The organism is Kroppenstedtia sanguinis, from assembly GCF_050433445.1.
GTDB classification, from domain to species: Bacteria; Bacillota; Bacilli; order Thermoactinomycetales; family DSM-45169; genus Kroppenstedtia; species Kroppenstedtia sanguinis.
On the sequence record NZ_JBNPXF010000016.1, the window covers coordinates 16,338 to 36,344 of the forward strand.

General features: G+C 47.7%; 24 protein-coding genes and 1 pseudogene. 6 read left to right on the forward strand and 19 right to left on the reverse strand.

Translation table 11 applies throughout. The annotated features are described in order from the left end of the window. The first annotated feature begins 141 nt into the window (after positions 1 to 141). Positions 142 to 315, forward strand: a complete 174-nt coding sequence (locus tag JOD24_RS10510; protein WP_380165369.1) for an ArsR/SmtB family transcription factor — start codon at positions 142 to 144, stop codon at positions 313 to 315. A gap of 373 nt (positions 316 to 688) precedes the next feature. On the opposite strand, the gene JOD24_RS10515 is transcribed toward JOD24_RS10510, so the two are convergent. The 6 genes and pseudogenes from JOD24_RS10515 to JOD24_RS10540 all read right to left on the reverse strand — a co-directional run bounded on the left by JOD24_RS10515 (position 689) and on the right by JOD24_RS10540 (position 5,020). Next, on the reverse strand, positions 689 to 1,327 hold the full coding sequence (locus tag JOD24_RS10515) for a LysE family transporter (RefSeq protein WP_380165367.1): 639 nt from the start codon (positions 1,325 to 1,327) through the stop codon (positions 689 to 691). Further along, a pseudogene (locus tag JOD24_RS10520) lies at positions 1,327 to 1,523 on the reverse strand (YqcI/YcgG family protein); the annotation flags it as partial. The gene JOD24_RS10515 and the pseudogene JOD24_RS10520, both read right to left, overlap by 1 nt. A gap of 252 nt (positions 1,524 to 1,775) precedes the next feature. Further along, positions 1,776 to 2,603, reverse strand: a complete 828-nt coding sequence (locus JOD24_RS10525; RefSeq protein WP_429246892.1) for a GNAT family N-acetyltransferase — start codon at positions 2,601 to 2,603, stop codon at positions 1,776 to 1,778. A gap of 18 nt (positions 2,604 to 2,621) precedes the next feature. Next, complete coding sequence (locus tag JOD24_RS10530) at positions 2,622 to 3,065, reverse strand: GNAT family N-acetyltransferase (protein ID WP_380165363.1); 444 nt, start codon at positions 3,063 to 3,065, stop codon at positions 2,622 to 2,624. A 41-nt stretch (positions 3,066 to 3,106) separates the two neighbouring features. Then, the gene (locus tag JOD24_RS10535) at positions 3,107 to 3,781 is read right to left on the reverse strand and encodes a sigma-70 family RNA polymerase sigma factor (RefSeq protein ID WP_380165361.1); all 675 of its coding nucleotides are present in this window, start codon (positions 3,779 to 3,781) and stop codon (positions 3,107 to 3,109) included. 783 nt (positions 3,782 to 4,564) lie between these two features. Beyond that, entirely contained in the window at positions 4,565 to 5,020 is a 456-nt protein-coding gene (locus JOD24_RS10540; protein WP_380165484.1) for a VOC family protein, read from the reverse strand. A gap of 159 nt (positions 5,021 to 5,179) precedes the next feature. Between JOD24_RS10540 and JOD24_RS10545 the strand changes: the two genes are divergently transcribed. Then, a complete protein-coding gene (locus JOD24_RS10545; RefSeq protein ID WP_380165357.1) occupies positions 5,180 to 6,088 on the forward strand; it encodes a helix-turn-helix transcriptional regulator in 909 nt (302 codons plus the stop codon). Between the two features lie 602 nt (positions 6,089 to 6,690). Here JOD24_RS10545 and JOD24_RS10550 read toward each other — a convergent pair. After that, on the reverse strand, positions 6,691 to 7,236 hold the full coding sequence (locus JOD24_RS10550; RefSeq protein ID WP_429246900.1) for a S1C family serine protease: 546 nt from the start codon (positions 7,234 to 7,236) through the stop codon (positions 6,691 to 6,693). Positions 7,237 to 7,613: 377 nt separating this feature from the next. Between JOD24_RS10550 and speE the strand changes: the two genes are divergently transcribed. Together speE and JOD24_RS10560 are read left to right on the forward strand one after the other, a co-directional pair. Further along, a complete protein-coding gene (gene speE / locus JOD24_RS10555; protein ID WP_380165355.1) occupies positions 7,614 to 8,495 on the forward strand; it encodes a polyamine aminopropyltransferase in 882 nt (293 codons plus the stop codon). Positions 8,496 to 8,578: 83 nt separating this feature from the next. Further along, the gene (locus JOD24_RS10560; RefSeq protein ID WP_380165353.1) at positions 8,579 to 9,160 is read left to right on the forward strand and encodes a biotin transporter BioY; all 582 of its coding nucleotides are present in this window, start codon (positions 8,579 to 8,581) and stop codon (positions 9,158 to 9,160) included. A 10-nt stretch (positions 9,161 to 9,170) separates the two neighbouring features. Here JOD24_RS10560 and JOD24_RS10565 read toward each other — a convergent pair whose 3' ends face one another. Beyond that, positions 9,171 to 9,554, reverse strand: a complete 384-nt coding sequence (locus tag JOD24_RS10565) for a hypothetical protein (protein ID WP_380165351.1) — start codon at positions 9,552 to 9,554, stop codon at positions 9,171 to 9,173. Positions 9,555 to 9,662: 108 nt separating this feature from the next. On the opposite strand from JOD24_RS10565, the gene JOD24_RS10570 reads away from it, so the two are divergent. Then, complete coding sequence (locus JOD24_RS10570) at positions 9,663 to 9,887, forward strand: YqgQ family protein (protein WP_380165349.1); 225 nt, start codon at positions 9,663 to 9,665, stop codon at positions 9,885 to 9,887. Between the two features lie 68 nt (positions 9,888 to 9,955). Here JOD24_RS10570 and JOD24_RS10575 read toward each other — a convergent pair whose 3' ends face one another. The 11 genes from JOD24_RS10575 to JOD24_RS10625 form a co-directional block, all read right to left on the reverse strand. Then, positions 9,956 to 10,810 carry a dimethylarginine dimethylaminohydrolase family protein gene (locus tag JOD24_RS10575; protein ID WP_380165347.1) on the reverse strand — a complete coding sequence of 285 codons (855 nt, stop codon included), beginning with the start codon at positions 10,808 to 10,810 and terminating at the stop codon, positions 9,956 to 9,958. A 110-nt stretch (positions 10,811 to 10,920) separates the two neighbouring features. Further along, positions 10,921 to 11,541, reverse strand: coding sequence for a 3-isopropylmalate dehydratase small subunit (leuD, locus tag JOD24_RS10580; RefSeq protein ID WP_380165345.1), 621 nt, complete (start codon positions 11,539 to 11,541; stop codon positions 10,921 to 10,923). Between the two features lie 12 nt (positions 11,542 to 11,553). Beyond that, a complete protein-coding gene (leuC, locus tag JOD24_RS10585; protein WP_380165343.1) occupies positions 11,554 to 12,966 on the reverse strand; it encodes a 3-isopropylmalate dehydratase large subunit in 1,413 nt (470 codons plus the stop codon). A 338-nt stretch (positions 12,967 to 13,304) separates the two neighbouring features. Then, a complete protein-coding gene (locus JOD24_RS10590) occupies positions 13,305 to 13,700 on the reverse strand; it encodes a DinB family protein (protein WP_380165341.1) in 396 nt (131 codons plus the stop codon). Between the two features lie 145 nt (positions 13,701 to 13,845). Beyond that, positions 13,846 to 14,289: an amino acid ABC transporter permease gene (locus tag JOD24_RS10595; protein WP_429246893.1), complete on the reverse strand. Its 444-nt coding sequence runs from the start codon at positions 14,287 to 14,289 to the stop codon at positions 13,846 to 13,848. A 371-nt stretch (positions 14,290 to 14,660) separates the two neighbouring features. Further along, a complete protein-coding gene (locus JOD24_RS10600; protein ID WP_429246894.1) occupies positions 14,661 to 14,816 on the reverse strand; it encodes a hypothetical protein in 156 nt (51 codons plus the stop codon). Between the two features lie 187 nt (positions 14,817 to 15,003). Beyond that, entirely contained in the window at positions 15,004 to 15,555 is a 552-nt protein-coding gene (locus tag JOD24_RS10605; RefSeq protein WP_429246895.1) for a transporter substrate-binding domain-containing protein, read from the reverse strand. A 333-nt stretch (positions 15,556 to 15,888) separates the two neighbouring features. Beyond that, positions 15,889 to 16,254 carry a hypothetical protein gene (locus JOD24_RS10610; protein ID WP_429246896.1) on the reverse strand — a complete coding sequence of 122 codons (366 nt, stop codon included), beginning with the start codon at positions 16,252 to 16,254 and terminating at the stop codon, positions 15,889 to 15,891. A gap of 150 nt (positions 16,255 to 16,404) precedes the next feature. Continuing rightward, positions 16,405 to 17,496 (reverse strand): LCP family protein, encoded by a 1,092-nt coding sequence (locus JOD24_RS10615; RefSeq protein ID WP_429246897.1) that lies wholly within the window; start codon positions 17,494 to 17,496, stop codon positions 16,405 to 16,407. Positions 17,497 to 17,684: 188 nt separating this feature from the next. Further along, on the reverse strand, positions 17,685 to 18,392 hold the full coding sequence (locus JOD24_RS10620; RefSeq protein WP_380165331.1) for a hypothetical protein: 708 nt from the start codon (positions 18,390 to 18,392) through the stop codon (positions 17,685 to 17,687). A 34-nt stretch (positions 18,393 to 18,426) separates the two neighbouring features. After that, positions 18,427 to 18,621 carry a hypothetical protein gene (locus JOD24_RS10625; RefSeq protein WP_380165329.1) on the reverse strand — a complete coding sequence of 65 codons (195 nt, stop codon included), beginning with the start codon at positions 18,619 to 18,621 and terminating at the stop codon, positions 18,427 to 18,429. A 366-nt stretch (positions 18,622 to 18,987) separates the two neighbouring features. On the opposite strand from JOD24_RS10625, the gene mraY reads away from it, so the two are divergent. Next, on the forward strand, positions 18,988 to 19,983 hold the full coding sequence (mraY, locus tag JOD24_RS10630) for a phospho-N-acetylmuramoyl-pentapeptide-transferase (protein ID WP_380165327.1): 996 nt from the start codon (positions 18,988 to 18,990) through the stop codon (positions 19,981 to 19,983). The last annotated feature ends 24 nt before the right edge of the window (positions 19,984 to 20,007 follow it).

Below are 20,007 nucleotides of genomic sequence, written 5' to 3' on the forward strand. Positions count from 1 at the left end.
TTATAATAAAATGATCATTTGATTATTAGAGGAAGGTGAGTCTATAGCGGACGATCGTTAGATATTTACTGTTACGACAAAGGGAAAGTATAACGGGTTCAGTCCTCATTGGAAACGGAAGATTTTATGGGGACAGTCCAGTTGTTTAAAGCGCTGGCGGATCCAACCCGAATGAAGATCGCCTATGCCTTGGTTCAAGAAGAGGAGTTGTGTGTCTGTAATGTGGCTAACATCATCAGTTCCACTTTGGCGACTGCATCTCACCATCTCCGGCTCCTCCGGAAGTTGATTTATTCTATGGCAAGATGCTGGTGACTTTTTCGGCGTTCTTTATGAATAAGGATAATATATATTGGAGATTGACCGCAGGTTCCCGGATGTGGGATCAGTATCTGTCACGCCTGGAGTCTGAATTGATCTACACCCCAACAGACACGACCGTTTTTGAAGCTCCTCCGATCAGAGATGAGAAGGATCGTCCTATCTTGGTCTCAGCGATCTTTTCCCAACCGGATATCTTGTCACTGGGGAAATGGATTTTCACACTGAGGAGATTCGGGAGTCTACACTCCTTCAGATTTCCTTCGTGATTTTACATAAACAAAGAAATAATGTAATTGAAGGATTAACAGAGGGATTTAGGGGATTCCCAAGCGGAGGGGAGAATTTTTCCATTACATCCCCTTACTTAGAGCATTTGTATTATGCTTTCCACTGCCTTAAATCCGAAAAAGAATCCAAACCCAATGAGGATCATCCCAGCAGTTATCGAAATCCACTTCATATACTTTTGGTTGACAAATTTTCGACTATAGTGAATAGATACAGAAACAAACAAATCCCATAGAATGATCCCAATAAAAATCGCACTGCTATATAACAAAGCACTTCCTTCCCCAACAGATTCTACAGTGGAAGCCAAAACAGAACCGTATATACCAATCCAAAATATAATATTTTGCGGATTGGAAACAGCGATGAGAAATCCTGAAAAAAATGATTTCGAGATTTTGGAACTGGAATTTTCCTGAAAAGAAACATTGATCTCCTTAAATGCTTCTTTAATGCTTTCGTAACCCAAATATAGGAGCACAAAAAAGCCAGCAGCCCATAAAACCAACTTAGCCACTGGAGAGGTTAAAATAGAAGCAACCCCAAAATAGATTAAAAACATCAAAACAATATCAGCCGACATTCCTCCTACACCTACTAACCAAGAGTGAAGGAAACCATGTTTTATCCCTCTCTTAATCATTTCAACTGTAATTGCCCCTATAGGCACTGAGAGAGACAATCCCAATAAAACAAAACTCCAAAATGTACCCATTAATCTCCCTTCTTTCTGGTAAAAGGGCATCTAACAACGCTTTCTTCGTTGCTGTCGGGAAGAATATATTGCTTCCATTCTCTTGTCTGTTCCGATCCATAATCGCCGATGTCTGGATGTGGAGGAATCAGATCATATGCTCTAATCGCTCACGAATGACCCTTCTTACCTGTTTACCTTTCATGGTATCCCCACTGTATATATTACACTAGGCGTGTTAATTAGCCATATTTTAGGTAAGAAATAAGGTCGGAATGGCGGGACGGTGAAGAGCCTTTGCGCTCTTTGCAAAAGATCGTAGCCGTCCCACCATCCCTGTCCCCTCAAGCCATATTTTACGATGGGGGCAATGGCAAGAGGGAAAGAATCGTTTCGTTTCCATCATCCACTTTATGGTCCATCAACAGCCTGATATTACACGTATTTCGGATGATCTGCTAAAGGGGCACTAGAACTCAAATTCAAACGTCTTGCGCTTGTAGGCAAACTCAAACCCAAGCTTCTCCGCTAAACGCAGAGACTCCTTATTCGTCTCAAGTGCCGACCAATGTGGGTTGATGTTATTGACCAGGCAATGTTCCAAATACGCGGCGCAGGCCAATGTGGCAAAACCTTTATTCATGTCCTCATCATGATAGGTTTCTACACTGATCTCATGATCTCGACCGTTCACGCAACAGGAAAGGCAGGCGCTAATAACCCTGTTATCCTTCATCACACAGTATCCTAAACCCATCTTAAGAAAATCGCCCGTCGTGTACCAAAATTCATTTAACACCTTGGAGAGAATTTCTTCTTCATCGTTCTCGATCGTCGCTTGGTCGATTCTCTGAATGGTATACCCGGCAGGCAATGGTTTAAAGCCGCTCTTGAGTGCATGGAAACGATCTGTATGGAATGTATGGTACCACTCAAAATCGGTCTCATAATCCCGATGCGAAATAGCTTTCTCTATAGCTTGTTCCCAAGCTTCATCACTTACTACTGCTAGAAAATAAGTGCCGCCGCATGCTTCCAGTGTATCGATCTTTAATTGGTTGTCGATAAAGTCCGGCAGTGGGCGAAGAAAATCCTCGTTTGCATGATCTCCAATAAACATCGAGATTGTTCCGGTAACGTCGATCATAGCCGTGCGCGGATGTTCCAGGTGATCCACGTAAACGGTACCGCGATTGGTGCCGTTTATCATTGCATTTATTGTCAGGTCATTTTGCTGTTCGTATTTTAGCAATGGTTTTATTTTCTCGTGATCGTTTGTATCAAGTTTGTATATCACGTCGGATCTCCACTCTTTCTATAGCTTTTTCTTGAGAAAAAATTGTTTGATTCCGTCTGGGTAGTCGTCCAGCATGCCAAAAATCTCGTAACCCATGCTTTTATAGAAATGCGGAGATTGATAACTGAAAGTAGAAGTATGCGCGAAGACGCAGCCCATTTCCTTGCCGGCTCTTTCCGCCTCCGTGATCATCGCCTTGCCAACACCTTTGCCACGGTAATCAGCCGCAATCCAGAACATATCGATATATAGGCAATGGTTGTACGTTTCGCAAAAGATGCCGCCAATCACGTGTTCGAACGTATCCTTCAAAAATAAAAAGACGTCATGCTCCGGTTTTTTGAGCAATCCTTTCGAAGCTTTCACATTATACTCGTATAGCTTGTCCGCGACAAAATCATAATCTTTTTCATTGTAGTCATCACTTATTTTGACCTTTCCGTCTAACAAGACCTCTTCCATAAAAGCATCTCCTTTACCGGATGGACACCAATTTTAGATTTCTACCAATTAACCGCAAGACCTCGTCTGTGCTGTCTGTTTGGCAAGCAGGAAAGCGCCACATCGATTCGCTCCCACACAACGACGGGGGGCAGAGGAACCGATTTATTTCGGCGACGCTCCTGCATTACAGTCGGGTCATCAATCATTCTCCTTTCGTGTGGGGATTCAAGGACTTCCGCTAGCTTCTCGCGGGCCCGATGCAACCGGGATTTTACCGTGCCCTTCGGAACGCCGAGCAACTTGGCGATTCGCTTAACCGGAACATCCTCATAATAATAAAGCTGGATGACGATTCGCAGGTCGTCCTCCAAATAAGCTACCGCTTCTTTCAACTCGATTGCCTCGTAAGGAACGTTCGCGGTTTTACAATCCCATTCAGATTGCTCGATGATGAGCGCCCGTTTTTGTGCCCGCAACAACTGGATGCATTCGTTAATTAGAATACGGGATAGCCATGTTTTGAAAAATGTGGGCTCTCTCAAGGTGCTTATGGACCTGAACGACTTGAAAATTGTTTCCTGGATCGCATCAGCACAATCCTCGTCATGATTCAGGTATCTACGTGCCAAGCTATACAGATAACTTTTATGAGTCAGAATCAGCCTAGTAAAGGCATCGGTGTCTCCACGAATAGCAAGCCCGACATCCTGTTGAAAATTGTGTTTAACGTTCACATTGCGAAACCTCCTATTCCCACGCTTGATTTTAGGTTATATATACTTAGATGTAGAAAGGAGCTCTTTAGTTCGTGAATAACAAAATTAATTAGTTATTCCCATCCCTAGTCCCGATCCAACCGATTCAATGTATTTACTATACCAGGTCGCTTTTCCGGATTTCTCATTGCTGAGTTCAATCCGCAAAATATTATATTTTGGATAGCAGGGCTGTTGATTAACTATAAAGTGGGTGGAGGAAACAAAATTGATCCTTTCGCTCTTCCTATTGCCCCTATCCCGACCTTATTTCCTTCCTAAAATATGGCTAATCAACACGCGTGATTTTGGATAGGTATATACGGATCTGATCTTGGTTCTCTTTAATGCTCTCGTAACCCAAATATAGAAGCACACAGGGCTGTTGATTAACCAGAAAATGGGCAGCGGAAGGGAGTCGTGTGCTGCCAAAGCGACCTTTGTACCATGGGCACTACAATCCAAAGGAGCTGAAGCTCTAGATGAAGGTAGCCATCCTACCCAGCGGAGAATCTGGAGGGAGGGCGTTTAGGGGCAACCTCTTCCCTGTGTTGCTTCCGTAAGGCTTTGCCCCTGCCCGATCGGAAGATTTGGAGCGGCCAGTTTTCACTTCTTTGCCGGATGGCAACGGTCGCGTGGGTGAACATGATCTCCCCACCCAAAATATGGCTAATCAACACGCCTGAGAAGCACAAAAAAGCCAGTAGCCAAGTTGATTTTATGGCTACTGGGGATCATGTGGATCATCCACACACTTGGAATTTAATTTACGAAACTATCTAGAAACTTACTCGCCTCACTATTGAATTTCCATGTTACACCAAATTTATCGATTAACATTCCAAAACTTGCTGACCATGGCGTAGAAGATAAGGGCATGATCACAGTGCCGCCTTCCGAAAGTCTTTCAAAGCTTTGTTTATTCATTTCTGGATCCCCATCGATGATACTGATTAAGACATGATTACCTTTAGTGACTTCACCTGTCACAGTTTGCATAGAAGGCAGTACATCAGAGATCATTAAAGTATTATCTGAAAACTCAATGCAAGATTCCATAATCATGTTTTGTTCTTCTTCTGTTAATGGAGCGTTGGGATCTTGCCCGAAAGCACCAAACTTCACCTTTTTTACGGTTGTTGCTTGTAATGCTTGTCCATAAAAGGTTAATGCCTCTTCTGCTTCCCCGTTAAATTGTAGATAAACGATGGCTTTCATCATTTATTTCCTCCTTTTCATATGGGAACAGGGCTGTTGATTAAACAGGATATGTGATTGGCTAGATCTCGCTCACTGACATAAGGATCATCAACGCCCTGATATTTGAAGTATAATAGAGCATATGCGACAAATGTATGTCGTATATGGGAGGGAAACATGAAAAAAATTGAGAGACTGATTTCGATCGTGATGATCTTATTGCAAAAAGAAGTTGTTTCTGCATCAGAATTTAGTCGACTTTTTAATGTAACGAGACGAACGATTCAGCGTGATATGGAAGCATTAAATAATGCAAATATCCCTATTTATGCGGAATATGGTGCTGAAGGGGGATATGCGCTAATGGAAGAGTATAAATTCGATAAACGACTATTAAATCAAAAGGATATTGAAAATATACTCGTAGCTTTAGGTGGATTTGAGCAACTGATAACTAATCATGAGATTCAAACGACTATGCAAAAAATCAACGGAATGACCAACACTGATATTTCTCCAAAACTTGATTTATCTTTTTATGATTGGCCAGGAAGAAGTCAAATCAAAGAAGATATATCGTTTATCAAGCAGGCAATTGAAAATCATTGGTTATTGAAGTTTGAGTATGTGGACCAAAAAGGAAATAAAACGTCTAGAGTCGTAGAACCCTATAAGATACATTTAAGTGAGATGCATTGGTATCTTTTTGGGTATAGTTTAGAACGGGAAGACTATCGAACATTTAAATTGACGAGGATATTAAAAATCCAAAAAAACGGTTCTTTTATCCCTAGGTCTGATAAGGAGATTAAGGGAGAAAAACAACGCACCGAACAACAAAATTGGGTTAGTGTACAACTATGGATCGATGTTGCTGTGAGAGATCAATTTATTGAGAGATATGGGAAAAATGCTGTTACAAAAGTAAATGCAAGAAGTTATCTTGCAACCATTCGATTGCCTGATAGTCAATTCGCATTCCAATTTTTAGCGGGATTCGGTAATCAAGTTAAAATTATTGATCCAAAAGATTTCATCGCTAACTATTTGGCTTTTTTGAACGAAACTGTGAATCTTTATAATTGAAATATCCATAGGACGGCTTCCAGGAGTATATGATAGGGATCAATCAGTTGATCCCATGTCATGTTGGATAACTTTATTGAATTATCAGATTCCGGTTATAATACAGACTTGGGACCCGTGGGAGAGGAGATATGAAAATGAACGCGGCTGGAAATAATTTTCGGGTGTTCATCGATACCAACATCTTGATTTCTGCTGTTCTCTCCCGAAAATCCGTCACCGGATGATTTGCAGTCCACCATTTCGCAAGCCTCTTAAGTGATTGGCCGCCGGTTCCCGAATAAAATTCCCCTGTGGGATCAGTATCTATCTGTGGGCTTTGATTCGCCTTTTTGTAAGAGATCGTAGCCGTCCCACTATCCCATCCCCTCAAGCAATATTTTACGATGGGGGCAAGGGAAAGAGCGAAAGGTCAATTTTGTTTCCTCCACCCATCAGCCCCATGCTATCCTGCCAGGAAATGAAGATGGCGGGTGGTGGTTCTTGGTGGTGGTGAAGTGTATGTAGGCACAAAAGTCACTTGTGCAGTACAGGATCCCTTCCCTAGAGGGCAAGCATGAAAACGAACCGGCTCCCTGATGTACAGGGAGCCGGTGTTTGGATTACATAAAATCATGGATCAATGGTTTCACCACGTCGATGGGGATAGCGAAGCTGATGGCTTGGGAGGGATAGACGACGAGGGTGTTGACCCCGATGGCCTGACCGAGGATGTTGATCAGGGGGCCGCCGCTGTTTCCCGGATTGATGGCTGCATCGGTCTGGATCACATGGCCAAACCGCCGCTCCCGCAAGTTGAGTGGACGATCTTTCCCGCTAACCACCCCCAACGTGACGGAATGGTGGAGACCGAGGGGGTTACCGATGGCGATTGCCCATTCTCCTACTTCGGTATGGCGGGAGGAGCCCATGGTCAGGGGTTGAAGCGGAGTGGAGGAACGGACCTGGATCACCGCGAGGTCGTGGTGGGTGTCCCTCCAGACTACTCGAGCGGGCAGGGGCTTCTTTCTGCCGAAGAAATGGACCAGTAGCCGGTGGGCGTTTTTAACGACATGTTCGTTGGTCAAAATGTATCCTCTAGGGGAAATCACAAATCCGGAACCATACTGTCGTCGGGTTTCCTGTCCTTCCTGGTCAGAGGGGATGATCTCGTTGAATAAACGATTGAATAAAGATGGGGAGGCAGGTCGACTGTCTTCTTCAGCAGAGATGGAAATCACGCTGTTCCGGACCCTTCGGATCACAGGGACAAATGAATTGGCGGGATGATTGGCGGAGAGGGAATAAAGTTCACCCTTCCGCCGATGGGAGGCCTTCATATCAGCCGGTGATGGTGGAAGGTCCCGAGTATTTTACAATCCATGCACCTCTTACCTCCTCTCGCAGCCCCGGGGGGCAGTTGGATGGGTGAGCAGTCATTCCTTTCCATCATCTTATTGGGAAAAACGTCCCGGAGTTCGGGCGGGGATTTCTTTTCCTTCACAATAGACGTCTGATACAATAGGGGAAAAAACAGGGGGACACGATGGACAATAAAAAAATGACTGGATCAGGCTTTTTCGTGGCAGAAGATGGTACGCAGTGGTTGTCCGACCCTGAAGAACGCTTCGGATTCCGGGCCAGCTGGAAGGTCAACCGATTTCTCCACCGGGAGCGGTCAGATTTTCAGGATGTAGCAGTGGTGGAGACCGAAGGGTTTGGAAAAACACTGGTCTTGGATGAAATTGTACAAACGACGGAAGCAGATGGTTTTATATACAACGAGATGATCACTCACATTCCCCTGGCAACGCATCCCTCTCCCCAGGATGTCTGTATCATCGGAGGGGGCGATTGTGGAGCCGCCAGGGAAGCAGTCAAATACCCGGCGGTGAAACGGGTGGATCTGGTGGAGATCGATCCAAAAGTGGTGGAAGTGAGTCGGAAATACCTGCCGGAAGTAGCGGGGGCCGGGGAGCTGGATCCGCGTATTCAACTCCATTATGAGGATGGGACCTCCTTCATCAGGGAGCGGGAATCTCTGTATGATGTCGTGGTGGTAGATTCTTCGGATCCGGTGGGGCCGGCGAAGGTTCTGTTTGAACTCCCTTTTTACCAGGATGTTCATCGGGCTCTGAAGAACGACGGTCTCATGGTTTGCCAGAGCGAATCGCCGATCTTTCATCCCGAGGTTTTATCCCGAGTCCATCAGACTCTCCGGCAACTGTTTCCGGTGGTTCGCACCTACTTGGCGACCGTACCCACCTATCCGGGAGGAGTGTGGAGTTTCACCTTGGCATCCAAGTCATACGATCCCCTTTGCGAAGGAAGCGGCCGTTTGCAAACAAAAGGGAATCGCTATGTCGACGGAGAGATCCTGGAGGGTAGCTTCCGGCTTCCGGTCTATGTAAAAAAGCTTCTTGGTTGATTGTCAACTATAATTATATTGAGGTTGACAATGGTCAACCTCTTTTTTATGCTTGGAGAGGAGAAGATAGGGAGGGATCATGGATGACAAAGCGTACCGCCCGGATTCGCAATATGGTCTTGGCTGCCATGTTTGCGGCATTGCTGGCTGTATCGGGACAGATCGCCATCCCGGTGCCGCCGGTTCCGGTGACGTTGCAAACCCTGGTCGTCATGTTGGCAGGCTCGGTTTTGGGAGCACGATGGGGGGCTACCAGTGTCGCAATTTTCATTCTACTAGGGGCTTTTGGAGTCCCGGTATTATCCGGGGGGCAGGGAGGGTTGGCGGTTTTGGTCGGACCCACTGGTGGTTACATCTGGAGTTGGCCTCTGGCAGCTTTCCTGATCGGCTGGATGACGGAAAGGTCAGCCCCTCGGCTTCGTTTTTGGAAACTGTTAGTCTACCATGTGGTTTGGGGAATGGCCTTAATCTATCTCTGCGGTACCTTGTGGATGATGTTCAGCCTGGAGTTGGATGTGAGAGCTGCGCTGGCAGGGGGCGTGCTTCCCTTTATTCCGGGGGATGCGGTTAAAGCGGTCGTCGCTTCCACTGCAGCCCTCAGTTTGAACCGGGCTTGGCCGATCCTCCGACCCCGTCGGGAGCCAGTCGATGAAAAAACCGCCTGATGGCGGGTGATTAGGAAATAGGGATGGAGACCAGGTCTGTATATTGTTGAATATGGCGGATAAAGCGATCGGAGAGGGGGATCAATAGATCTGTTGCACCCCGTTCAAACCGGCCGTTACGGTTGATGATAAAGATCCGGCTGGCAGAGATTCTGTAAAAACGATGGGTGAAGGGAGTAACCCCCGTCTCATCCCATGGTAGCGTCGAGCCGGTCTGGTTCAGTTGAAAAGGTAGGATGCCCAGCGTCTCCGAGAGCATGACCTGATAAGAGGTGTGGGGCTTTTGGAAAATCAGTTCCCGGGTGGTCAGCGTGCATCCCAACCGATGGCGCTTCTGGGACAGCAGGAGCTCGCCTTCCATCCTGTTGACTCGGATAAAATCAGAGTAGGGCATACAGGATTCACACCTTTATTTTGTGTATTGACCGTATTCTATCATGAATGAGAGGTAAACATCGAAGTATATGTGTGACAAGATAGCCAAAAAGAGGAGGGCCAGGGATTGCAGGTACCACTGCGAAATATGATCGATCTTCGAAAGCTGTTGCGCCAATATGGTTTGGTTGTATACACGGGAGATCGGATAGGAGATCTAGATTTGATGGAAAGTGAACTGACCGACTTGAACCAAGCGGGTTTGCTGGAGCAGCAGATCTACTTACAAGCGAAGGTTTTGATTCGAAACGAAAGAAGAAAGGTTGGAAAAAACACTTCTTCTTCCCGCTGACAGAAGAAAACTGTCGGTGGCTGCCGACAGTCTTTACATACCTTGTTCGCTGAAGGAGTACCAGGTGCTCATCCCCGAAGCAGGGGCAGGGTGCAACAACGAAAAGCGCCGCCGGATTTCGTGATCTCCGACAGATCGACTTCGATGACGGTGAATCCGCGCTGGCGCAGTTTTTTGTTCACATCCGGATTGACAGGTTGACTGATGACGGTCCGGTTTCCGATGGAGAGAACGTTGGTTCCCAGGCGGAACTGTTCGTCCTCATTGATCTCGATCAAGCTGTAGCGAGAGGCCAGCCGGCGCAGATCGCTGTCTGCAAAAGCCTGTGGATAGATCAAGGCTTCCCGGGAGGAGAGGGGATTGAACAGGCAATCCAGATGCAGATATTTTTCCGGAAAATGGAGGCTGACCACATTCAGATGGGGAAGCTCCTGCCGAAGAGTGGCAATCGCCTTGCGTGAGGTACGTCCACTGTCCCCGATGTAGAGGGTATCTTCGTCAATCAGAACATCTCCGCCTTCGATATTTCCTTCCGTGATCCGGGAGAAGGGGATCCCTTCTCTTTGGAGCCACCCGGTCAACAAATTCTCTTCTCCTTGACGAATCGATTTTTCCATACGGGAGATATACAGGCGGGGACCGATGGTGAAACCGATGTCGCGGGTGAAGACTTGTTCCGAAAAACGGGGATCCGGCTGAAGCAGGATGACCTTTACCCCCAATTGTTCCAGTACGTCGATCAGATGTTGATGTTGCTGTTGCGCTTTCTCCCGATCGATATTTTCATCCGCAAAATGGCGCTGAGTGCGGTTGATCACTTCTCGAATCTCCAAAAAACGGGGTGAACAAAGGAGCACCTGTTTTAAAGGAGCATATTCGCTGCGGCAGTCTGGCCGGGAGATTTGTACAGTGGTTTGGGTCATGGACAGACGTCCTTTCAGAATGATCTATTCAGGTGTTAACCTTTCCTTTCTGTGTTAATCCATGTACAGGAAAATAGGAAGACCACCCTTGCGGATGGTCTGGCTTGGGATTATACAGTTGTGCCTGTCTGGATGGAATAGAAAGGGGGGAGATTCTTTTCATAGGCGCGGATTTTTTCTTCCTGAAGCAGGGTAACGGCGATATCGTCCAGTCCCTCCAGTAAGAAATGGCGTCGGTGGGGCTCCACTGCAAAGGAGATGACCCATCCGTTGTCGTCATGGATTTGCTCAGTTTCCAGGTCGACGGTGAGGGTGCGGGTAGTTCCTGCTACCACCCGTTCAAAAAGGTGGTCGACGGTCTCTTCGGGGAGACGGATGGGCAGAATCCCGTTTTTGAAACAATTATTATAAAAAATATCGGCGAAGGAAGGGGCGATGAGAGCCCGAAAACCATAATCATGCAGTGACCAAGGGGCGTGTTCCCGGGAAGAACCACATCCGAAATTGGAGCGGGTGAGCAGGATACTACCTGCCTGGTACTCCTCCCGGTTCAGTACAAAATCGGGGATGAGCTCCCCCTGATCGTCAAAACGCCAGTTATAAAAGAGGTACTTGCCAAACCCGGTCCGTTCCACACGTTTCAGAAACTGCTTGGGGATGATCTGGTCCGTGTCCACATTGGCCCGATCCAAAGGGACGACCTCTCCGGTATGTTTCTTGAAAGCTCGCATGTCAATCCCTCCTCAGTCTGCTAATTTCCAATCGCGCACATCAACAAAATGACCTTTAATGGCCGCCGCCGCTGCCATCATCGGACTGACCAAGTGGGTTCGTCCTCCGCGACCTTGTCGCCCTTCGAAATTGCGGTTGGAGGTGGAGGCGCATCGTTCACCAGCCTGCAGGATATCATCATTCATCCCCAGGCACATGCTGCAACCGGATTCTCGCCATTCAAATCCGGCATCTTGAAAGATGCGGTCCAACCCCTCGGTTTCCGCTTGGATTTTTACCTGTTGAGAGCCGGGGACTACCATGGCCCGCACACCGGGTGCCACTTGGCGATTCTTTACCACGCGGGCGGCGGTGCGTAGATCTTCGATCCGGGCATTGGTGCAGGAGCCGATAAATACCCGATCCAATTGGATCTCGGTAATAGGCATGCCGGGGGTGAGATCCATGTACTCCAGAGCGTTTTCTACGGACTTTCTGTCTGTTACCGTGGAAAAAGCGGCGGGATCCGGCACTCTTCCAGTCACTCCAGTTCCCATCCCCGGGCTGGTACCCCAGGTCACTTGCGGGACGATCTCAGTGGCGTTGAGCTCCACTCGTTTATCATAGTCAGCCCCTTCATCGGTACGAAGTTGGCTCCAATCTTCCTTGGCTTGTTCCAGGGCTTCTCCTTGGGGAGCGAAGGGTTTTCCCTCTAGGTAGCGGAAGGTAGTCTCATCGGGAGCGACCATTCCCGCCCGAGCTCCGGCTTCGATGGACATATTGCAGATGGTCATCCGCTCTTCCATAGACATCTGGCGAATCGCTTCCCCTGTATACTCGATGACGGTGCCGGTGGCTCCGTCGGTTCCGATCTTTGCGATGACAGAGAGGATGACATCTTTGGCGGTGACACCTGGAGCCAAGCGTCCCTTTACATGAACCTCCATCGTCTTCGGTTTCATCTGTTGCAGACACTGGGTTGCCAGTACATGCTCCACTTCGCTGGTCCCGATCCCAAAGGCCAAAGCACCAAAAGCGCCGTGGGTGGAGGTGTGGCTGTCCCCACAGACGATGGTTTTTCCTGGAAGGGTCAACCCCAATTCCGGTCCGATCACGTGTACGATTCCCTGTCCGGGACTGTGGAGATCATACAGACGAATTCCGAATTCCTCACAGTTTTGAGCGAGAGTGTTGATCTGCGTGGCGGAAGTAGGGTCCTTGATTGGCAGATGACGGTTGAGGGTGGGGACATTGTGGTCCATCGTGGCTATGGTTAAATCCGGGCGCCGCACTTTGCGTCCATTGAGTCGCAAACCTTCAAATGCTTGAGGTGAGGTAACTTCGTGGACGAGGTGGAGATCGATGTACAGGATCGCCGGCTTTCCTTCTTCCTGATCGATCACATGACGTTCCCATACTTTTTCGAATAATGTACGTGGCTTCACAGGACTCACCTCATTTTTCAGTATTTTTAGAAGAGAGGGGGTTGGAAAATATATTGTTGCTATTGTAGCAAACTTCAGGAGAGGTGCAACACCTTTTTGTCATCTTATTTATTTAAAGCGTAGATGCGGGGAAAGAACAAAGGGATTGGAGAAATCAAAAAAACCGCCACAGAGGCGGATTCAAGAGGTGCTAATTTTTCCTGATACCTGGATCCTAATTTCTCCTCCAGTTTATCGTTTTCTGAACCAGATGGCAAGGGGATTTAACTAATTATTTTAACTTAATATAAATGTTCCTCTTTAGACGGAGTCATTCCCTTATGGATCCTAATTTCAATTCATTGATGAAATATGATTTTAAAGCGGTGGGCGTCCTCCAGGGTCAAAAATCCCCACTCGGGATGCAGGTACCCTTTCCGAAATTCTTCTGACCGCAGGGATTGAAGTAACCTCGTCCATCGCTGATGAAGAGCCTTGAGAAAATCGATTGAGACGTGGATCTCCAACCGGGAATTGGGAAGGTGGTTCCATTTGTCCGGGTCAAAGGGAGAGATGATAGGCCGTTCTTCAGTCAGGGCTCGTTTGAACCTCAGGTATCCGTATAGTTGGCTGTGGGGCAGATGATGGACCACTTGCTGCAGAGTCCAGCCATCGGGACGGTAGGAAGTGTCCAATTGTTCCCGATCCAAATCGGAGACGGCCTCCTTCAGTCGGTGAGGAGTTTCTGCCAACACCCAGATATGCCATTCATGGGACTCCTTTTCTCGGTGAGGATTGAAACGGCCAATCGGATAACGCAGGTGTTCCGCAGAGAGGATCCCTCCTTTTGTATGTTTTTCCTGGACCGCTGGCCCGGATCTAAACCACCAATCCTCTGAATTAAGCTGTTCCTTCTTTGCCGTGGTGGAGGTGCTTTTCCATCCGATTGAGTAAGAAAGTGGAGATTAAAACCAATGCCAGATAGTAAAGTCCGTTGCCGGCATAGGTGAGAAGGGGCTGGTAATTGGCGGAAGCCTCGGACAATGCCATTCCGAACAACTCATTCACACCGATATAAGCAACCAGGGAAGAGTCTTTCGGGCCGATGATAAACTGGTTTCCCAGCGGGGGCAACGAACGCCGAAAAGCCTGAGACATGATGATTCTACCCATGGACTGAGCATAACGGGCTGCCTCCATCTGGCCTCGGTCTATGGACTGAATGGCTCCCCGGAAGATCTCTGCAATATAGGCAGCGGCATGAAATCCCAGAGCCAAAATTCCGGCGGGAAATTCATTGATGTTCCAACCCAGTCCTTGGGCCAAACCAAAATAAAAAAACATGATTTGTATCAGGCGTGTTGATTAGCCATATTTTGGGTGGGGAGATCGTGTTCACCCACGCGACCGTTGCCATCCGGCAAGGAAGTGAAAACTGGCCGCTCCAAATCTGACCATCGGGCAGGGGCAAAGCCTTACGGAAGCAACACAGGGAAGAGGTTGCCCCTAAACGCCCTCCCTCCAGATTCTCCGCTGGGTAGGATGGCTACCTTCATCTAGAGCTTCAGCTCCTTTGGATTGTAGTGCCCATGGTACAAAGGTCGCTTTGGCAGCACACGACTCCCTTCCGCTGCCCATTTTCTGGTTAATCAACAGCCCTGGATCTGTATAATCAAAGGGGTGCCCCGGATCAAGGTGATATAGAGGTTGGCGATCTATTGTAACACCCGAATGGAGGAGATTTTGCAGAAAGCGAGGATCAGCCCCAATGCACTTCCTAGAATCAGGGATACAAAGGTGAGTTGAACCGTGATCCAGGCGGCATGGCCAAAACCAGCCGCTGTGGTGACTAATATTTCGCGGAAGTTCATCGATTTTTTCTCTCCTTTGTAGGCCTCCTCTTGGCTGGAAGGATTTGCCAATTCAGTGGATCCGGGGGATCAAGTAGAGGTGTCTGCTCTTTCAGATACATGAATAGAATGCTCCACTCATAGCTTTGGATCACACTTTAGAAACGTTGTGATTATATTGACTTTGAACAGTTTTATCACAACGTTTCTAATCGGAGAGGATATTGCGGTTGAACCACTTTTGGCTGATCTTTTCATAGGTTCCGTTTTCGATGATCTGGTTCAACGCTTGATTGATTTCCATTTCCAAACCGGGATTGTTTCGGTTGAGGGCTATTCCCATCTTATCCATAGTGAGGGGCTTGCCTACTTTTCGGATTTTGAGATCGTCCTGTTTGATCGCGTGATCGCCGACCCCTTCATCGGTGATCACGGCGTCGATCCGTCCGGTGGGTAGATCTTGAAGTGCCACCACATCGCTGGTGTACTCCTTGACCTTCTTTGAATGCTTCATGGCCTCGTCTTTATAAGTGCTGGCCTTGACCACTCCAATCTTTTTTCCCTTCATGTCTTCCGCTGTCTTTATCTCGCGGTTTCCTTCTCGGACGAAGATTTGAGCTCCTGAGTGATAATAGGGCTTCGTGAAGAGAACTGCTTTTTTTCGTTTCTCCGTAATCCCCATGCTACCGATGACCGCATCGTATTTCCCTGCTTGCAGACCGGCCACAATGGTTTCCCAGGGGGTGGTCTCCGCAAGCACCTAGGAATCCAGTCAGGGTGAGGATGATCCCCACGGACAACAGAAACTTCTTCTGGAAGAAAATGAATCATCCCTCCTCTTATTTATATCCTATATAAAATATTCGGTTAATGACATAAAATCCCTTTTTGATCCGCCTTCCGGGGACCGCCTGGGCTGAATGAGAATCCCTCGATTCACATACTGTGATGATGAAGAGGATCAACGGAGAGGGGGGAAGGCAGGGCTGTTGATTAATTGCAGGCGCCGGATTTTTCTCCGGGGCGACTCTAATCGTAAAATTGAAAAGCAAAGCGTCGCTCTCCAAAAAGTGGAGAGCGACGGCTCAAAGAGCTACAGACGGGCACCCATCTGTTCCAAAATCTGTTCTGCTTTTTCAAAGTGTTCTTCATCAGTGACCACCGTGACCGAAAGGTCCTCGACTCCCCATTCGTCACTGGCGTCAGCCATGCCGCTGGCATGGGGATCGGCGGCCTTCAGGATCCCTGCATCCCGTCCGGTTACCGGGGCGCCGGTGATCGTGGACAGGGAAGAGATCGGTTCGGCGATGGGGTTGTCCAGATCGCTCCCATCTTCCCTGGGGCTAAGGGAAAAACGGGACAGATCCACAGTATCAAACCCTTCCGCCTTCAGTCGTTGTACGGCTTTATGAGCTTGTTCCTCCGTCCGGAAAAAAGCGATGACGCTCCGTTCCCCCATAGGAGAAGCCTCCTTATTCAGTGATTCTTTTATAATGTGGACGGAAAGGGTGATTTTTATTTTATGGGTCTTCCTTCATGCCATCGTATGAACCGAAACAAAAAAGATAAAAAAGGACTTTGAAGAGTCCTTTTTTATCATGAAAGTGATTCAATTGATTCCGGAAGTGCCGGTGGTTCCCTCCGTTCCATTCCCTGTTCCTTCTCCTGTCCCTTCTTCGGTTCCCTGTTCGGAATCCTGAGACTCTGAAGGAGTGTACGGTTGACCGTCCAGGGTTTGTAACGGCAATTTCAGTTGTTTTCGCAGCAGATTGCTGATCCGAAGGCGTTCATCGTCACTGACCAAGTAGAACCAGATTCCTTGAGGATTATTTTTACTGTTTTCACCGTTGATTTCCAAGGTTTCTGTCCGGTCCTTAGGGATCTTCCGGTAAGTGTCCTGAAGTGCGATCATCTGTTTGATCTCCAGATTATGATTGAGATTATTCCCCACGGCCTCCAACAGATCATCCACTTTTGACACGGTCTTGACGCTGGTGAGCTGGGTCATCAGCGCTTGCATTACTTCTTTTTGTCGCTTGTTGCGCCCCTGGTCCCCTTCGGGATCGGATTTGCGCATTCGGACATAAGCGAGGGCTTCATGGCCGTTTAAATGAGCCGGCCCTTCTTTGAAGGTGTACCACTTGTAGAACAGACGCATGTTGAAGTCAAAGGGAACGTTCACATCCACCCCGCCCACGGCATCCACCGCTTCGATAAATCCGTTGAAGTTGATCCTCAGATAATAATCGATAGGAATATTGAGGAAGTTTTCGACAGTTTGCACGGTGTTGGTCATGGGTCCCACCTCGGAACGGGTCCCATAATAGGGTGCGGAGTTAATCTTAGTCTTCACCCCGTTGGAATTAGGGATGGCAGCATAAGTGTCTCGGGGGATACTCAGCATCTTGATTGAATTTTTTTTGGGATTGACGGCAGCAACCATGAGAACATCAGAGCGCCAATCCTTTGCTTCGGAGGTGCGGACATCGGTTCCCACCAACAGGACGGTGAAGGGATCATCCATGGTGATTTTCTTATCCCGTTTATCGGATTTAGCCCGGTTCAGGGGATCAAAGGATTGATCCGCTGCCGCCCAAACTTGATAGATAAAATAACTGGAAACACCGATAATACCCACCATAAAAACTGTCAATATACGAAGCCACAATTTACGGCGATTCTTTTTTCGCACTCGATCCATTCTTGAATGTTTGATAGGTCAACCCCCACTTTTAAGTCCAGATCCGAAGATCTGTCTTTGTATATGCAAAAGCCGGGAGGGGATCGTCCCGGATTGCGTTATTTTGCCGTTGCCTTCAAGTATAAAACGATGATTCAGAGACAGGTGTTTCGTCGATCAGCTTGCCAGGTTTTTGAAAATAATTCGCATCACCTGCGTCGTAGCCATCGGGACCATACCAGATAAAAAATGAAGAGCAACAGAATGAATGCAAGGATGAAACTAAGGATCCACCCCACAGGATTGGGGAATTCGACAAGAACCCGGACTGGATTTTTTTCACCCGGTTCCAGTTTCCATGTCAGAGTTTTTCCATCTTCGGAAACTTGATCTGCATTGTGGCCCTCGGGTTTTAGAGGAAGAGTGAGACGAAAACGGAGGTTGGTTTCTTCCCATAAAAACTCCTCCAGTGGATTATCGGCCTGGAGAGAGGTCAGATCCGCTTGCGTCTTCAAAAAGATTTGGTATTGAAACCAATTTTTCTCGATGCGAACCGGACCTCTGGACCCCTCCGGGAGAGAGGGAAGCAAACTGGCCGTTTTCCCAGAGGGTCCGAGGAGCTCTTTGAACTCGTCCCCAGGTGGATCTTCCACTACATTTTTGCTTTCTTTTTCTGCCAGCCACCCGACACGTTGATCCTCACGGATCTCCCGTACCCGATAACCCTGAGTTTCCATCTTTTTTTGAAAGGAATCCAATTGATCGGCGACCACAGACGGGGCCAACACCTTCACCCGGTAGCTTCCCGACCCGTCTTTATGAATGGTGACGTGGTAGTCAGCATTGACACATCCTGTTGTCAATAGAATGAGAGTCAGTGTAGCAATCAGGTAGCTTCTTTTTTTGCATAGCTTCACCGTCATCCCTCTCTTCCGCCGATGCGATCCCAGATCAATAAAGTTCCACAAGCGTGAGCAAGGCGGTTACATTCTGATCCACTGATTCGGGTATGATGTTTCCCTTTTTGTCAAAACGGATCTTTTGCAGAGATTCTTGAATCGGATTGGGACGTTCAAAGCGGACATATTCCTTATCTAGCAGTATTTGCAGTTCAGTCATACGCTTATGAAGTTGTTTCTGGTCCACTCCACGGACCTCCTTCCTGCAGATTGCGTGATTCATTCAATCTACACCCAAACGAAACAGGGATATATATACTATCAAGATTACATCATGGGATGATGGAAAGGAAAGAAAAAATTATGAATGAGGGACAAAACAATATAAATGTAAGTATCCCATAAAACCAATCGACTACTCCCTTGGTTCGGTTGCTAATTCTGGTGAGGAAGTTTACCATAGATTTTTGCGAGAAGTCCCGTTTAGGGGAAAGACAGATATAGGGGAGCCGGTCAGATATCCGAACTGCGAAGCCATTTACTTGGTCTGTTCCGACCATGGGATCAGATGAGCTTTACGAAGGTTGTGAAATGGGTATAAAGGGGTGATTCTATGCAAGATCATATGTTTTGGATCTCACTGGCGGTCACTTTCGGCTTGGGTGTCTTGATCGCACCATTGGCTATACCTCTGCTCAGAAGGTTGAAATTTGGTCAATCGATTCGGACAGAGGGGCCGGAGGCGCATCAAAAGAAATCCGGTACGCCTACGATGGGGGGAGTGATTTTTCTCACTGCAGTGGTATTGGCCTCCATCCCTCTCGCCAGCAGGACAGAAGCTGGAAACCCAGACCTTTTCTTTCTGTTGTTTGCCACGCTGAGTTACGGAATTGTTGGTTTTTTGGATGATTACATAAAAGTGGTAATGCAGCGAAATCTAGGATTGACCGCCAGGCAGAAATTATTGGGACAGGTCTTTATCGGGATGGTGTTATTCTGGGTATTGTGGGAAGTCCGGGTGGTGCGTGGTACCTATGAGGCCATCTCTATGATCGGAATCCCTGGGACGGATTTTTATATTGCTTTAAACTGGATTTATTTCCCACTCCTAGTGGTTATAATGATTGCCGCTTCCAATGCCGTGAATCTGACAGACGGACTGGATGGACTGGTGGCGGGAACTGCAGCCATCGCCTATGGAGCTTACACTGTGATCGGAATTATGCAGGATAATACCAGTGTCATCATTTTTTCTGCCTCTGTCACCGGAGCATTGCTGGCTTTTCTCGTCTTCAATGCCAATCCGGCCAAAGTCTTTATGGGAGATACCGGGTCACTTGCCTTAGGCGGGGGATTGGCAGCGCTGGCGGTGATCACCAAAACGGAACTTCTACTGTTGATTATCGGCGGGGTGTTTGTATTAGAAACTCTGTCGGTGATGATCCAGGTCGCCTCCTTTAAATTCCGGGGAAAAAGAGTGTTCCTCATGAGTCCTATTCACCATCATTTTGAACTGAAAGGCTGGTCGGAATGGCGGGTGGTGATCACCTTCTGGGGGATGGGATTCTTGTTTGCGGTGTTGGGGATCTACCTGGAAGTATTTATTTGAATGACCGGCGTGACCGGTCTTTTT